Origin of the sequence: Bacillus pumilus (assembly GCF_009937765.1) — a bacterium.
Classification (GTDB): Bacteria; Bacillota; Bacilli; order Bacillales; family Bacillaceae; genus Bacillus; species Bacillus pumilus_O.
Window position 1 is genome coordinate 3,100,646 of sequence record NZ_CP047089.1, and the last position, 12,652, is coordinate 3,113,297.

Here is a 12,652-nt window from a genome sequence, read left to right on the forward strand (position 1 = left end):
CCCCTTTGATATCACGCTATTAATAGTGTAAGAGCATATGCTTTCAATTAGAACTTTAATCAAAAAGGACACCCATGCTGAGGGTGTCCTTTTTCTTAAGATTCTTGATTTGTTTGTTCGTTTTTCTTTTGAATCGCTTTCAGCTGAACAGATCGCTCGTCACTTTCTTCAAAGAATTGAACGAGATCGCCGATGCGGTCAATGCTGTTCCAGCTGAGATGATGTTCAATGCCTTCTACATCATCATAGATTTTCTCTTCATCTACACCAATGATTCTTAAAAATTGCTCTAGCAGTTCATGTCTGTATACGAGACGTTTTCCAATTTTTTTGCCTTTCGGGGTTAAAATTAGACCACGATACTTCTCATAAATGAGGTATTCATCTTTATCTAGCTTCTGAACCATTTTTGTTACAGAGGAGGGATGGACAGCGAGTGCTTCTGCAATATCAGAGACTCTAGCATATCCTTTTTCTTCTATCAGCATATAAATTTGTTCAATGTAATCTTCCATACTAGGTGTAGTCATAAAACCCCTCCATAATGCACCTTTACTTAATAATCATAACAATTCTACACCATCGCCCATTAAAAAACAAGGAGTGTCCTTTGTCTTTAACGCTTGTAATTCCACTCGTCTGAGGCATATTTCGTTTTGGCAAGATGATGGACAAATGCTAATTCTTCATCTGTGAGCTCATAAGGCACAAGCTCAATATTTAATCCTTTTTCAAATCCTCGTTTAAACGCCACTCGCGCATCGTCTATTGTACAAGTTCGGTCTGAGATTTCATTGATGGCGACCGCTTTGTTTTTAAAGCTTCTCTGCATCCGCTCTCTCACACGGTCGTTTGGATAAAGAAATAAATCGAACAGTTTGTCCTCATCAAGGTCAATTAAGATGGAGCCGTGCTGGAGGATCACTCCTTTTTGTCTTGTTTGAGCACTGCCTGCTACCTTTCTACCTTCTACGACAAGTTCGTACCATGAAGGGGCATCAAAGCATACAGACGATCTTGGATTTTTTAAGCTTTCTTTTTCTTTATCTGTACGAGGAATGGCAAAATACGCATCGAGTCCCAGTTCTTTAAAACCTTCTAAAATGCCTTCTGAAATGACGCGGTATGCCTCTGTCACTGTCGCTGGCATTTCTGGATGTTCCTCTGATACAATCACGCTATAGGTCAGCTCCTGATCATGAAGAACCCCCCGCCCTCCAGTCGGTCTGCGGACAAATCCAAGACCATAGCGCTCGACTGCTTCCATGTTGATTTCTTTTTCAACATGCTGAAAATACCCAACAGACAATGTCGCCGGATTCCATCCATAAAAACGGATAACAGGCGGGATCAACTTCTCACTATGCCAATAAAGCAAGGCTTCATCCATTGCCATGTTAAAGGCAGGGTCTTGATTTCCTGTATCAATGAAACACCATTTCTCTTTTTGCATATAAAAATCCCTTCTCTTTTACGTAGTCAATGTTAGATGATGGTGATGGCCACCGATTTTCTCTCTTCATCAGTCTATCAAATAGGGAACGAATTGAAAATAATTCTTACCATTTATGATGACAAGTTTCTTTTGCTTTACTATAATAGTATTTGTCTAAAACGTACCATCAGACAGGCCACTGTGCTGATGCTCAAGAAGGAGTCGAGTTGTATTGTCAATGTTCAACTATATCGTCCTCTCACTTTGTGGACTTTTCGTTCTTTATTCTGTCGGCAGCTACATTTATCAGCAGCGTATTATGAAAACGCTGACGGAAGCAGAATTTATTAAAGGTTACCGCAAAGCCCAGCTCATTGATGTGAGAGAGCCAAATGAGTTTGATGGCGGACATATTTTAGGGGCAAGAAACATCCCCCTTTCCCAGCTTAAACAGCGCAAAAATGAAATTCGTCCTGACAAGCCTGTATATCTCTATTGCCAAAACAATTTGAGAAGCGGAAAAGCAGCGCAAACTTTACGTAAAAACGGCTGTCGTGAGATTTATAATTTAAAAGGCGGCTTTAAAAAATGGGGCGGCCGCATCAAAACGAAGAACTAACAAAAAAGACTCTGGGAGCATGATCCCCATGAGTCTTTTTTCTTTATCTTTCAAAAACGAGAACTGGATTTCGCGCGGCCTTTGTTTCGTCCATTCGTTTGACGACCGTCGTATGCGGCGCTTCCTGCACCACTTCTGGATTCTCTTCTGCTTCTTTGGCAATCTGAATCATCGCTTCGATGAAGGCATCAAGAGTTTCTTTTGATTCTGTTTCAGTTGGTTCAATCATGATGCATTCCTCTACATTGAGCGGGAAGTAGATCGTTGGCGGATGATAGCCAAAATCAAGTAATCGTTTGGCAATATCCAGTGTACGCACACCTAATTTTTTCTGACGTTTACCTGAAAGGACAAATTCATGCTTGCAGTGACGGTCAAATGGCAAATCGAAATGAGTGCTTAAGCGGCGCATCATATAGTTCGCATTTAACACGGCATTATCAGTTACAGCCTTTAAGCCATCTGGACCCATAGAGCGAATATACGCATATGCTCTGACGTTAATGCCGAAGTTACCATAGAACGGCTTCACGCGGCCAATTGATTCTGGTCGATCATCATCGAAATAAAAGCGGCCTTCTTTCTTCACAAGCACTGGCTTTGGCAAGTACGGAATTAAATCCTTTTTTACGCCTACAGGACCTGAACCAGGACCTCCGCCTCCATGCGGACCTGTAAAGGTTTTATGAAGGTTTAAATGAACAACGTCAAAGCCCATATCTCCCGGTCTTGCTCTGCTCAAAACAGCATTCAAGTTGGCTCCGTCATAATAAAGCTTGCCGCCAGCACCATGAACGATTTCAGCCATTTCTAAAATATTTTCTTCAAATAGGCCGAGTGTATTCGGATTCGTCAGCATTAAAGCAGCAGTTTCTTCGTTAACAACACGGCGCAGGTCCTCTAAATCAACAAGCCCATTCTCATCAGATGCAACGGTAATGGTTTCAAATCCAGCCACTGTCGCAGATGCTGGGTTTGTTCCATGGGCAGAATCTGGCACAATGACTTTTGTTCGCTTATCGTCCCCTCTTGCTTCATGGTACGCACGGATCATCATGAGTCCTGTCCATTCACCGTGTGCTCCTGCCGCTGGCTGTAATGTCACAGCATCCATCCCCGTGATTTCTTCCAGATGATCACCTAGGTCATATAGCAATTCTAATGCTCCCTGCACAGTGTCTGCCTCTTGTAGTGGATGGACTTGCGCGAAGCCTGCAAGGCGTGCAACCTTTTCATTAATCTTTGGATTATATTTCATTGTACAAGAGCCAAGAGGATAAAATCCGGAATCGACCCCATGATTACGTCTTGATAATGCTGTATAATGACGCATAATATCAAGCTCAGATACTTCAGGAAGCTCAGCATCCTCATGACGGATGTACGTCTCATCAAATAAGGACGGGATCTCCTGTTCAGGTACATCTAAATCAGGCAGGCTATAACCAATTCTTCCTTCTTTGGATAATTCAAAAATAAGCGGCTGATCTTGTTTATTCATGGCGATCCCCCAATTCCTTAATGAACGTATCAATTTCTTCTTTTGTTCTTAGCTCTGTCACGGCGACAAGCATGTGATGTTGAAGCTCTGGGTAGTCTCTCCCTAAGTCGTAGCCGCCGATGATTCCTTTTTCAAGTAATCGTTTATTGGCTTCTTGTACCGGTTCTTGTAATTTGATGACAAATTCATTGAAATGGGTCCCTTCTACATCAGCAAGCAGTCCATATGTTTCTGCCTGCGTCTTCGCATAGTGGGCTTTTTGTACATTTTGATAGGCAATGTCTTTGATGCCTGTTTTTCCGAGTGCTGTCATGGCAACGGAAGCGGCTAATGCATTTAATGCCTGATTCGAACAAATATTAGACGTCGCTTTATCTCTTCGAATATGCTGCTCACGCGCTTGAAGGGTTAATACAAACCCACGAACACCATTTTCGTCTTCTGTCTGCCCGACTAAACGACCTGGCACTTTGCGCATCAACTTTTTCGTCACAGCAAAATATCCGCAATGTGGCCCGCCAAACGCTGCTGGAATGCCAAATGGCTGTGCATCACCAACGACAATGTCTGCTCCAAGTTTTCCTGGAGGCGTCAGTAACCCGAGTGCAAGCGGATTACTAGAGACAACGAACAGACTTTTTCCTTTATGTGCAATAGGTTCGATGTCTTTTAACGGTTCGACGACACCAAAAAAGTTTGGATATTGCACAAGAACGGCTGCTGTCTCGTCGCAGACAGCTTTTTCTAATGCCGCTAAGTCCGTCTGTCCTTTTTTCGCAGGCACTTCAACAACTTCTATGTGCTGTCCTTTGGCGTATGTTTTTAGCACGGCTCTTGCTTCAGGATGAACCGTTTCAGACACAACGACTTTTTTCTTTTTTGTATGTCCAGCAGCTAGCATCGCCGCTTCAGCTAATGCTGTCCCGCCATCGTACATCGAGGAGTTAGCAAGATCCATACCAGTCAGCTCAGCAATCATTGTTTGAAATTCAAAGATCGCTTGCAATTCACCTTGCGAAATCTCCGGCTGATAAGGTGTATACGCTGTATAAAATTCAGAGCGTGAGATGACATGATCGACAATGACAGGCTGGTAATGATCATATACACCGGCACCAAGAAACGATGCATAGGAAACCGTATCTTTATTCTTTGCAGCTAGTTGGGATAATTCCCTTACAAGCTCTGTTTCAGATGCGGCTGGTTTAATGTTATATGCTCCTTTAAATCTCACTTTTTCTGGGATATCTGAAAAAAGCTCATCAATCGACTGAACGCCGATGACATCCAGCATTTCTTTTTGATCTTGCTCGGTTTGCGGCAAATATCTATGCTTCATCCTCTATTCCCCCTCGTTATTTGGCTCTTTTATAAAATGGTGTTGCGACGATTTTCGCTTTTAGACGTTTTTTACGAACTTGTACTTCTACCACTGTTCCAAGCTGCGCCTGAGAAGATTCGATTAAAGCAAGCCCGACATTTTTCTTTAATGTTGGGGATTGTGTGCCCGTTGTGACTACGCCAATCTGCTTTTCTCCTGAAAAGACCGGATAGTCTGTGCGCGGAATCCCTTTATCTATCATTTCAATGCCGACAAGCTTTCGCTTCGGCCCTTCTTCTTTTTGCTTCTTGAGCGCTTCTTTGCCAATAAAATTGGCTTCTTTATCCGTTTTGACCGCAAAGCCAATCCCGCCTTCTAATGGAGAGATATCCTTTGTTAGCTCCTGGCCATAAAGCGGAAGTCTTGCTTCAAATCTCAAGGTGTCTCGTGCACCAAGCCCACACGGTATTAACCCTTTTGGTGCGCCAACTTTTAATAAAGCCGACCAAATGTGGACCGCATCTTCTGACTGACAGTAAATTTCAAAGCCGTCTTCTCCAGTGTAGCCCGTTCTTGAAACAAGCACCTCTTTTTGAGCAACTTCAGCTTTTGATAAAAATGTAAATGGCTTGAGCGATGTCACTTCTTCATCCGCTACATCTTTCATGATGTCAGCGGCAAGAGGTCCTTGAAGGGCAAGCAAGGCGATTTCATCCGAGACATTTTGGATCAATACGTCGTTCTCACCTTGGTGCTGAAGCAGCCATTCCACATCTTTTTCGATATTAGATGCATTAATAACAAGCAAATAATCGTTCTTTTCTTTTTGGTAGACGAGCAGATCATCCACTGTCCCGCCATCTTCATAGCACATGGCTGTATATAGTGCCTTACCGTCTGTCAGCTTAGACACATCATTGGTTAATAACCTTTGTAAAAAAGGAAGGGCGTCTTGACCTTTGATTTCCACCTCACCCATGTGAGACACATCAAAAAGCCCTGCCTTTGTTCGAACAGCTTCGTGCTCTTCTTTAATGGAAGAAAATTGGACAGGTAATTCCCAGCCCCCGAAGTCAATGGTTTTTGCGCCAAACGTTTCATACGCATGAAAAAGCGGTGTTCGTTTCAACATCAATCGTTTCCCCCTTTTTTCTTTCAGTGCAGATCACAAGCTGAATTTTCAGAAAAAAATCACAGCAAAAAAGGACAGAGCGCTCCCTTTTATCAAAAAGAAGTCTCTGTCCTTGCACCTGAAAGTTTACAGCACAACATCATTGTGCGTTTTCCCCTTTGGTGGTTTGCTAAAAAACGATGAGCAAACACTCTCCAGAGTTGCGTCCGGTAAGAGTACTTTTGCCTGAGAGATTCACTGAAACGATTCAGCTTGCTCCTTCGGCGCCTGCCAGTGCTAAATAACCGCCAAGTCTCTCCCCATACCATCATCCGCTCATATTCTTCACATTTATTGGACATACTATCAAAATGGGTGACTTATTTTCTAGATCACTTACCAACATCCTACCATTAGAAACGGATGAAGAGCAACAGAAAAATCATTAACATTTCTTAAAAAACCATTCATTATCGTTCGCTTTTATTCAAATATCTAGTCTTTTCAAGACCTCTTAAAAAATGAAGCGTTTAAATACAGAACAATTTTATCCTCAACCTACTAGAAAGGCAGGCGACCATATTGAATATTCAAACGATTTTTGATCAGGATTGGGCAAGTGAATTTCAGCAGCGGCTTGCAGCAGACGGCCCCTGGGCAAACTGGGAAATGTACCGTTTAGCGGCGCAGATCCAAAAAATCACAGCCATTGATTCATTTGAAGGACTGCAAGCTCCTGCCCATCTACCTGCATTCACGCCTTTAAAACATCAGCTTGAAGTAGCCAGAAGAGTCGTAGAAGAGATGAACGGAAAAGCCATTTTAGCAGATGAAGTGGGACTTGGAAAAACCGTAGAAGCAGGACTGATTATCAAAGAATACATGATTCGTGGACTTGCCAAAAAAATTCTCATACTCGTCCCCGCCTCTCTCGTATCTCAATGGGTACAGGAGCTGCGGACAAAATTTTACATTGATGCTGTCGAACAAAAAAAGAGCTACGTGTGGGAGCAGTGTGACGTCGTGGTTTCCTCCATTGATACAGCCAAAAGACAGCCGCACCGAGACACTATTTTATCCATTGCCTACGATATGGTCATTATTGATGAAGCACACAAACTGAAAAACAATAAAACGAAAAACTATGAATTTGTAAGAAATCTAAATAAGAAATTTTGCTTGTTGCTGACAGCGACGCCTATCCAAAACCGTATTGGAGAAATATTTAATCTTGTCTCCCTTCTGAAGCCAGGTCACCTAGGGAATGAACATCAGTTTAAAGATGTCTTTGCCAAAAAGGATTTACAGCTAGAAGACCATGACCGTTTAAAACAGCTAGTGAATAAAGTGATGATTCGTAACCGAAGACAAGACACAGGCATCGAGTGGACAAAACGGCATGTCAAAACGATTTCCATTGATTTCTCTCCAACGGAACAAGCATTATATGATGAAATCTGTAAGCTGAAAGAGAACCCGTCCTATACTAAACACATGTTTTCCATCATGACTTTGGAACGAGAATGCTGTTCAAGCCGCGAGGCGGTCTATATGACAATTAAAAAAATGCAGGAAGATGAAAAACATATTCTTGGATCCTCTGCAATAGCGCAAATTATGGAGAAAATCAATGAAGTGCAGCAAAACACAAAGGCACTTGAAGTCGTCAAGCTTATTCAGCAGTTAAATGAAAAGGTCATTATTTTCACCGAATACCGCGCGACACAAATTTATTTACAATGGTTTCTTCAGCAAAATGGCATCAGCTCCGTTCCTTTTCGTGGCGGCTTTAAACGGGGCAAAAAGGATTGGATGAAAGATTTATTTAGAGAACGGGCACAAGTGTTAATTGCTACAGAAGCAGGCGGCGAAGGAATCAATCTTCAGTTTTGTAATCAAATCATCAACTACGATCTTCCGTGGAACCCGATGCGTCTAGAACAGCGGATTGGGCGTATCCACCGCCTTGGACAAGAACGGGATGTCCATATTTACAACATGGCAACAAACGGTACCGTTGAGGAACACATCTTAAAACTTTTATACGAAAAAATTCAACTGTTCGAAAACGTCATTGGCGATCTAGATGATATTTTAACGCGAATCGATATCAAAGATGCCGAAACAAAGCTGCATCAGATTCTTTTTCAGCACGAATCAGACGGTGACATGAAAAAGAAATTAACCCAGTTTGCTTCCTATTTAACAGAAGCCAAAACACCCCTTTTAGAAAAAAGACAGCAAGGCTCATAAAGGAGAGTTGACCAATGAAGCAGCGTGACATACATACCTTTCTTCTCCGTTTCTTTCAGGCAAATCAATGCGACATACTAGAAGAAAGTACAGGTCATATGACCGTACAACTGACCATTGAGATGGACAAATTAATTATGAACCGCCCTTTTTATTGGCACTGGCTTGAAAAAACTGGTGGAGTTCCGGAGCCGCGGCAATTGACCCTCATCACCGATCAAAAAAAAGTGGATGATACCATTGAGGGTGAATTTATCCACTTTGGCTCCCCTCGCTTATTTCAAATTTTTGAAGCTGTCAAACAGCAGGGCCGATTTATCCGTCTCTATGAACAAGTCACTCCGCTCATGAAGAATCAGATTGCACTCGAGCCTTGGCTTGGTCTCAATGTGAAAATTTCTTATCTCGCAGATCGAAAGAAGGATAAGCTTTTGTCACTAGGACTTCATCTAATACGCGGAGAAGTCGTTGAACAATTTCAAGAAAAGCTGGAAACCCGTGAGCTGTCATCTCAAATTCCCGATTATTGCTTTACGATGAGTACGATGATCAAGCCAGAAAGCGGAGTCAAACGGCTCTACAGTTTAATGGAGCATTACGCCCATGAAGAACCAGATGATTGGGCGGTAAGAGCTGTTCAAAAATGGAAAGAAGACACTGAACTTTTAAACCAATTTTATGAAGGGACTTCAGACACGTCTGTAGAATATGAAATAGAAAGACAAGCACTCAAAACTTTATATGAACCAAAAATCAGTCTTACGATTGAAAATGGCGGACTTTTTTACTTACAGCAAAAAAGAGGAGGCTGACCTATAGGTCCCCTCCCTTTCATGTGACGTACAATTTTCGATCAGCCAAAAGCAACGTTTGTCTGTTTGTATTGGGCGGAAAAATGACGCAAGCAAACTATGAGGTCTTACCACCTGTGTCTTTCCATTTCATGCGTTAAGTGCCTGAAATACATGATTCAGTATTTTAGGAGGGTATTTGTATGGAAAAGAAAACGAACATATTAGACAGTGAATGGGTTCAATTATTACTTGAAGCTCGTAAAGCAGGGCTAACAGTTGAAGAAGTCCGTCAATTCCTTAAATCAAGTGAAAAGTCCTCTGAGTCTCACCCTCTGGTAAGAAGTCATTCTATCAAACCTTTCTGAATGTGCTATAATATCGAAAGGAAGGTGATGACATTGATTGGCCAGCGTATTAAACAATACCGCAATGAAAAAGGCTACTCACTATCAGAACTGGCCGAAAAGGCTGGGGTAGCGAAGTCTTATTTAAGCTCAATAGAAAGAAACTTGCAAACAAACCCCTCCATTCAATTTCTTGAAAAAGTCTCCGCTGTTCTGGACGTCTCGGTTCATACACTGTTACACGAAAAAGATGAAACCGAATACGATGGTCAATTAGATAGTGAATGGGAAAAACTAGTTCGAGATGCAATGACATCAGGGGTTTCGAAAAAGCAATTTCGTGAATTTTTAGATTATCAAATCTGGAGAAAAAAGCAAGAAGAGGAGTAAAGCGCACATTTTAGCGCATACTCCTCCAATTGCTATGCAGAACTTGATATCAGCCTAAAGACTGGCTTTATTTTTTATCTTCGCTGTGTGCTTTTTCGTTTTCTTTCACGTAGCCTTTTTCATCCGTATGCTTTTTGGGATTGATCGTTAAACCATTCCACTGAGTCGCTTCGAAGGAAAGATCAATTTGAATCGCATCGCCTTGGTATTTATTTTGGATATAGTGACCATCTTTATCCTTCGTCTGGTCATTGACAAATTCAATGATCATTTCCATTTTATCGTAATCAAACGGGTTCTTTGGAATACCGTCATACTCTGGAGCCACTGTTCCATCCACAGTTGCTACATTAATCTTCCCACTTTCATGTAAAAACTTCTCATCAACGGCATGACGAAGCTTTTCAAATGCGGTCTGATCCTGTTTTGCCGTTAGTTGATGCAAGTCAAGCAGGTTTGCAGCGTCTAAGATAATATTTTTCGGATAACCATTTCCACCTTCGGCTCCAACCGTCAGAACACTCACCTGAAACTGACTAAGAAATTCTTCAGCTGTATTCTTACCGCCCTTTTTTGCGGAAGCTCCATCCTGATACTGGCTGTAATCAAGACTCATCAGCACTTGATTGATCGCAAGTGATCCTTTATTTTCAAAATTAAATTCCTTCTTGATGCGATCACCAGGTTTTAAGTTTGAAAGGTTGATGGCGCCGGAGTTCTCTTTTGCAGATAAATCTAGCTCTCCTGTCGAGTAGACCGCATTTGCCGTTTCTATATCATTAAACGCCGCCCATGTCCCCCCACCGATTAATGCCAGGCCTAAAGCCCCTGATAATACACCTAAACGAATTGACCTTTTCTTTGCCATAAATGAACCCCCTAATAAATTGTTTTATTGAAACCTACTTAGGTTACAAACGAAAATTTAAGCTTGTTCCTCTGACATCTGTAAATCAGCCGTGTGTCTTCGATGTTTTGCAGCTCCCACAAAATGAAGAGTTGAATAAACGAGCAGCATCACACCTGGTATAATGAGCAGCAACGCGGTTCCAGCCGAAGTTCCTGCATACGAAAGAAGCTTTCCTGCATAAGGAATGTTCACACCCGTATACTGCGCAGTCACCTGATCCGCTTTTACTAGTGTGCCGTCCTGATACATATTCTGATCACCTTTCGTCTCAAAGGCTTTATTTGATCCCTTGCCTTTCACCCCAACAATTCGGTGGGTCACATATGACTGGTCCTGCTTCGTTTGAAACGTGATAATATCTCCTTTTTTAAGCGACTCCGGTGAAGTCACTTCTTTTACGACAATGAGTGAGCCAGTCGAAAATTCCGGTTCCATTGAGCCAGATAATACTTGCTTGAATTGATAACCGAAAATTTGAGGATCTCCTCCTGTCGTTCTTGATGACAATACGACAATAATACATGCAATCATCACCGTGAATACCACCACATAAAGAATACTTCCTGACATCTTCATCCATTTTTTCATGACCTCTTCTCCCCTTTACCTATCATTATTTCATTTCAAAGACAGCTCCATTTAAGATACCTTTTCTGGACACTTTGCGAGCTGCATAGGTTTAGACCATATAAATGCCTCTTCAGATCCTTCAAAACCTTTAGGATAATAGATTTTAAACGCATAAATTCCATTCCTTTTTGCTTTATCTGTCGTGACAGTGGTTGTTTCTTGTGAAAGCAGGGACTGTATAGAGCCTTTTTCAAGAATATGACCATCTTGTAACGGCTTCTGCTCGCTTTTCACTTTATGTAATTCCCATTTCCATTCAGAGTGTGCAATAGGTTGTCCACTATTTTTTAATGTGATGCTCAAGCTTTGAGGTGCGCAGACTGTTCCTTTGATCATTGTTTGATCGATGAGTTCCAAATCACTTCTATCCCATTTGATAGGCTGACAATGCTGATCCGTTTGTTCAAAATTTTCACATGTTTTCATGACAAAGTTTGAGTGCTCAACATCGTTAAACGAAGCGTTCGTTGTTGAGATCAAGAGAGACGTGAAGATCAAAAAAATGGCACAAAAGAGTACAAAGAGCGACTGTTTCATTCATTCTCCAACTCCTTGAACGATTGTTCTTTAAAAAGAACGATTACATACAGTATAAGGAAATACCTATAAAACCCAAAACGTCAAATTAGTCCATTTTGTTCTTAAACAAGAATGATTACGAGAAATTTCTTCCATTTTCTCATTCTTTCGCCGTATTCAATATTTTTTTGTGTGACATTTGTACTTCTTAAAAATTTACATAAAAGTGCATCATTTGGTCAGAATAATAGTAGATGAGGTGATGTGAAGTGAAATATGGAAAGCTGATAATCATGCTCAGTTTACTATTTGGTCCTATGATACTAGACGCCAATCCTGCGGATGCGAGAGGTTTCCTTGCCGCAGCAGATCAATGGGAAACACGGGCAGTCAAAGAAGCAAAGAAACGATATCCGCTAACGCAAGTCTTATTCAAACAAAAAGTATGGGACCGTCATCGTGAGAAGGAATCTGTGAAACAGTATCATATTACGTTAAAAGACCACACCAAAGAATTTGGGGTATATGTCACTATTTCTTATAACCCTTACTCAAACAAGGTCAATAAAGTGATTGTTGTAGAAGAATATAGCTAAAGAGGCATAAAAAAACCGCCTGCTGGCGGCTTTTTACTTTTGACGATGTCGTTTACGTTTTTTTAGCATCATTGAAAATCCAAACGGCAAAACCCCAAATAAACGCTGTGAAAATGGCGGTTTCGTTTGCAATTTCTCTTGTTTATGTTCCTTCCGTTCGTCTCGCGGTGTATTCATATATTTAATGATTTCCTGCGTCATATATTTTACATAATCATTGGTTTTCAAG

Annotated in this window: 15 protein-coding genes and 2 riboswitches; of the genes, 6 read left to right on the forward strand and 9 right to left on the reverse strand. The window is 41.4% G+C overall.

Annotated features, from left to right (window positions below; translation table 11 throughout):
- Nucleotides 1-95: 95 nt before the first annotated feature.
- Nucleotides 96-530, reverse strand: coding sequence for a transcriptional regulator MntR (gene mntR, locus GPS65_RS15345; protein WP_012010548.1), 435 nt, complete (start codon nt 528-530; stop codon nt 96-98).
- An 86-nt stretch (nt 531-616) separates the two neighbouring features.
- On the reverse strand, nt 617-1,453 hold the full coding sequence (locus tag GPS65_RS15350; RefSeq protein ID WP_003216009.1) for a lipoate--protein ligase family protein: 837 nt from the start codon (nt 1,451-1,453) through the stop codon (nt 617-619).
- A 220-nt stretch (nt 1,454-1,673) separates the two neighbouring features.
- On the opposite strand from GPS65_RS15350, the gene GPS65_RS15355 reads away from it, so the two are divergent.
- Complete coding sequence (locus GPS65_RS15355) at nt 1,674-2,054, forward strand: rhodanese-like domain-containing protein (RefSeq protein ID WP_041816283.1); 381 nt, start codon at nt 1,674-1,676, stop codon at nt 2,052-2,054.
- Nucleotides 2,055-2,097: 43 nt separating this feature from the next.
- On the opposite strand, the gene gcvPB is transcribed toward GPS65_RS15355, so the two are convergent.
- From gcvPB to gcvT, 3 genes are read right to left on the reverse strand one after another with little or no spacing between them, the layout of a single operon-like run.
- Nucleotides 2,098-3,555 carry an aminomethyl-transferring glycine dehydrogenase subunit GcvPB gene (gcvPB, locus tag GPS65_RS15360; protein WP_041815713.1) on the reverse strand — a complete coding sequence of 486 codons (1,458 nt, stop codon included), beginning with the start codon at nt 3,553-3,555 and terminating at the stop codon, nt 2,098-2,100.
- Nucleotides 3,548-4,894 carry an aminomethyl-transferring glycine dehydrogenase subunit GcvPA gene (gene gcvPA, locus GPS65_RS15365; protein ID WP_144468901.1) on the reverse strand — a complete coding sequence of 449 codons (1,347 nt, stop codon included), beginning with the start codon at nt 4,892-4,894 and terminating at the stop codon, nt 3,548-3,550. The genes gcvPB and gcvPA overlap by 8 nt, the downstream gene beginning before the upstream one ends.
- A gap of 16 nt (nt 4,895-4,910) precedes the next feature.
- Nucleotides 4,911-6,008 carry a glycine cleavage system aminomethyltransferase GcvT gene (gene gcvT / locus GPS65_RS15370; RefSeq protein WP_012010552.1) on the reverse strand — a complete coding sequence of 366 codons (1,098 nt, stop codon included), beginning with the start codon at nt 6,006-6,008 and terminating at the stop codon, nt 4,911-4,913.
- A gap of 104 nt (nt 6,009-6,112) precedes the next feature.
- Nucleotides 6,113-6,208: riboswitch (glycine riboswitch) on the reverse strand.
- A gap of 3 nt (nt 6,209-6,211) precedes the next feature.
- A riboswitch (glycine riboswitch) is annotated at nt 6,212-6,319 on the reverse strand.
- 250 nt (nt 6,320-6,569) lie between these two features.
- Between gcvT and GPS65_RS15375 the strand changes: the two genes are divergently transcribed.
- The 4 genes from GPS65_RS15375 (at nt 6,570) to sinR (ending at nt 9,768) form a co-directional block, all read left to right on the forward strand.
- On the forward strand, nt 6,570-8,240 hold the full coding sequence (locus GPS65_RS15375) for a DEAD/DEAH box helicase (RefSeq protein WP_012010553.1): 1,671 nt from the start codon (nt 6,570-6,572) through the stop codon (nt 8,238-8,240).
- Nucleotides 8,241-8,254: 14 nt separating this feature from the next.
- On the forward strand, nt 8,255-9,052 hold the full coding sequence (locus GPS65_RS15380; RefSeq protein ID WP_161985455.1) for a YqhG family protein: 798 nt from the start codon (nt 8,255-8,257) through the stop codon (nt 9,050-9,052).
- 182 nt (nt 9,053-9,234) lie between these two features.
- Complete coding sequence (locus GPS65_RS15385; protein WP_003217357.1) at nt 9,235-9,399, forward strand: anti-repressor SinI family protein; 165 nt, start codon at nt 9,235-9,237, stop codon at nt 9,397-9,399.
- A 33-nt stretch (nt 9,400-9,432) separates the two neighbouring features.
- The gene (gene sinR, locus GPS65_RS15390) at nt 9,433-9,768 is read left to right on the forward strand and encodes a transcriptional regulator SinR (protein WP_012010555.1); all 336 of its coding nucleotides are present in this window, start codon (nt 9,433-9,435) and stop codon (nt 9,766-9,768) included.
- 67 nt (nt 9,769-9,835) lie between these two features.
- Here sinR and tasA read toward each other — a convergent pair whose 3' ends face one another.
- Genes tasA through tapA form a run of 3 tightly spaced genes read right to left on the reverse strand, consistent with a single transcriptional unit; the run spans nt 9,836 to nt 11,845 of the window.
- On the reverse strand, nt 9,836-10,636 hold the full coding sequence (tasA, locus tag GPS65_RS15395; RefSeq protein ID WP_012010556.1) for a biofilm matrix protein TasA: 801 nt from the start codon (nt 10,634-10,636) through the stop codon (nt 9,836-9,838).
- A 57-nt stretch (nt 10,637-10,693) separates the two neighbouring features.
- Nucleotides 10,694-11,266: a signal peptidase I SipW gene (gene sipW / locus GPS65_RS15400; RefSeq protein WP_088000357.1), complete on the reverse strand. Its 573-nt coding sequence runs from the start codon at nt 11,264-11,266 to the stop codon at nt 10,694-10,696.
- Nucleotides 11,267-11,317: 51 nt separating this feature from the next.
- A complete protein-coding gene (gene tapA, locus GPS65_RS15405) occupies nt 11,318-11,845 on the reverse strand; it encodes an amyloid fiber anchoring/assembly protein TapA (protein WP_119125107.1) in 528 nt (175 codons plus the stop codon).
- A 299-nt stretch (nt 11,846-12,144) separates the two neighbouring features.
- On the opposite strand from tapA, the gene GPS65_RS15410 reads away from it, so the two are divergent.
- A complete protein-coding gene (locus GPS65_RS15410) occupies nt 12,145-12,423 on the forward strand; it encodes a DUF3889 domain-containing protein (protein ID WP_061827416.1) in 279 nt (92 codons plus the stop codon).
- A gap of 33 nt (nt 12,424-12,456) precedes the next feature.
- Here GPS65_RS15410 and GPS65_RS15415 read toward each other — a convergent pair whose 3' ends face one another.
- The gene (locus GPS65_RS15415) at nt 12,457-12,651 is read right to left on the reverse strand and encodes a YqzE family protein (protein ID WP_012010560.1); all 195 of its coding nucleotides are present in this window, start codon (nt 12,649-12,651) and stop codon (nt 12,457-12,459) included.
- Nucleotide 12,652 lies beyond the last annotated feature (1 nt).

What these genes read in the sequence shown, in the direction of transcription:
- mntR (WP_012010548.1), bottom strand. Translation starts at nt 530, where the DNA reads ATGACTACACCTAGTATGGAAGATTACATTGAACAAATTTATATGCTG.
- GPS65_RS15350 (WP_003216009.1), bottom strand. Translation starts at nt 1,453, where the DNA reads ATGCAAAAAGAGAAATGGTGTTTCATTGATACAGGAAATCAAGACCCT.
- GPS65_RS15355 (WP_041816283.1), top strand. Translation starts at nt 1,674, where the DNA reads ATGTTCAACTATATCGTCCTCTCACTTTGTGGACTTTTCGTTCTTTAT.
- gcvPB (WP_041815713.1), bottom strand. Translation starts at nt 3,555, where the DNA reads ATGAATAAACAAGATCAGCCGCTTATTTTTGAATTATCCAAAGAAGGA.
- gcvPA (WP_144468901.1), bottom strand. Translation starts at nt 4,894, where the DNA reads ATGAAGCATAGATATTTGCCGCAAACCGAGCAAGATCAAAAAGAAATG.
- gcvT (WP_012010552.1), bottom strand. Translation starts at nt 6,008, where the DNA reads ATGTTGAAACGAACACCGCTTTTTCATGCGTATGAAACGTTTGGCGCA.
- GPS65_RS15380 (WP_161985455.1), top strand. Translation starts at nt 8,255, where the DNA reads ATGAAGCAGCGTGACATACATACCTTTCTTCTCCGTTTCTTTCAGGCA.
- GPS65_RS15385 (WP_003217357.1), top strand. Translation starts at nt 9,235, where the DNA reads ATGGAAAAGAAAACGAACATATTAGACAGTGAATGGGTTCAATTATTA.
- tasA (WP_012010556.1), bottom strand. Translation starts at nt 10,636, where the DNA reads ATGGCAAAGAAAAGGTCAATTCGTTTAGGTGTATTATCAGGGGCTTTA.
- sipW (WP_088000357.1), bottom strand. Translation starts at nt 11,266, where the DNA reads ATGAAAAAATGGATGAAGATGTCAGGAAGTATTCTTTATGTGGTGGTA.
- tapA (WP_119125107.1), bottom strand. Translation starts at nt 11,845, where the DNA reads ATGAAACAGTCGCTCTTTGTACTCTTTTGTGCCATTTTTTTGATCTTC.
- GPS65_RS15410 (WP_061827416.1), top strand. Translation starts at nt 12,145, where the DNA reads ATGATACTAGACGCCAATCCTGCGGATGCGAGAGGTTTCCTTGCCGCA.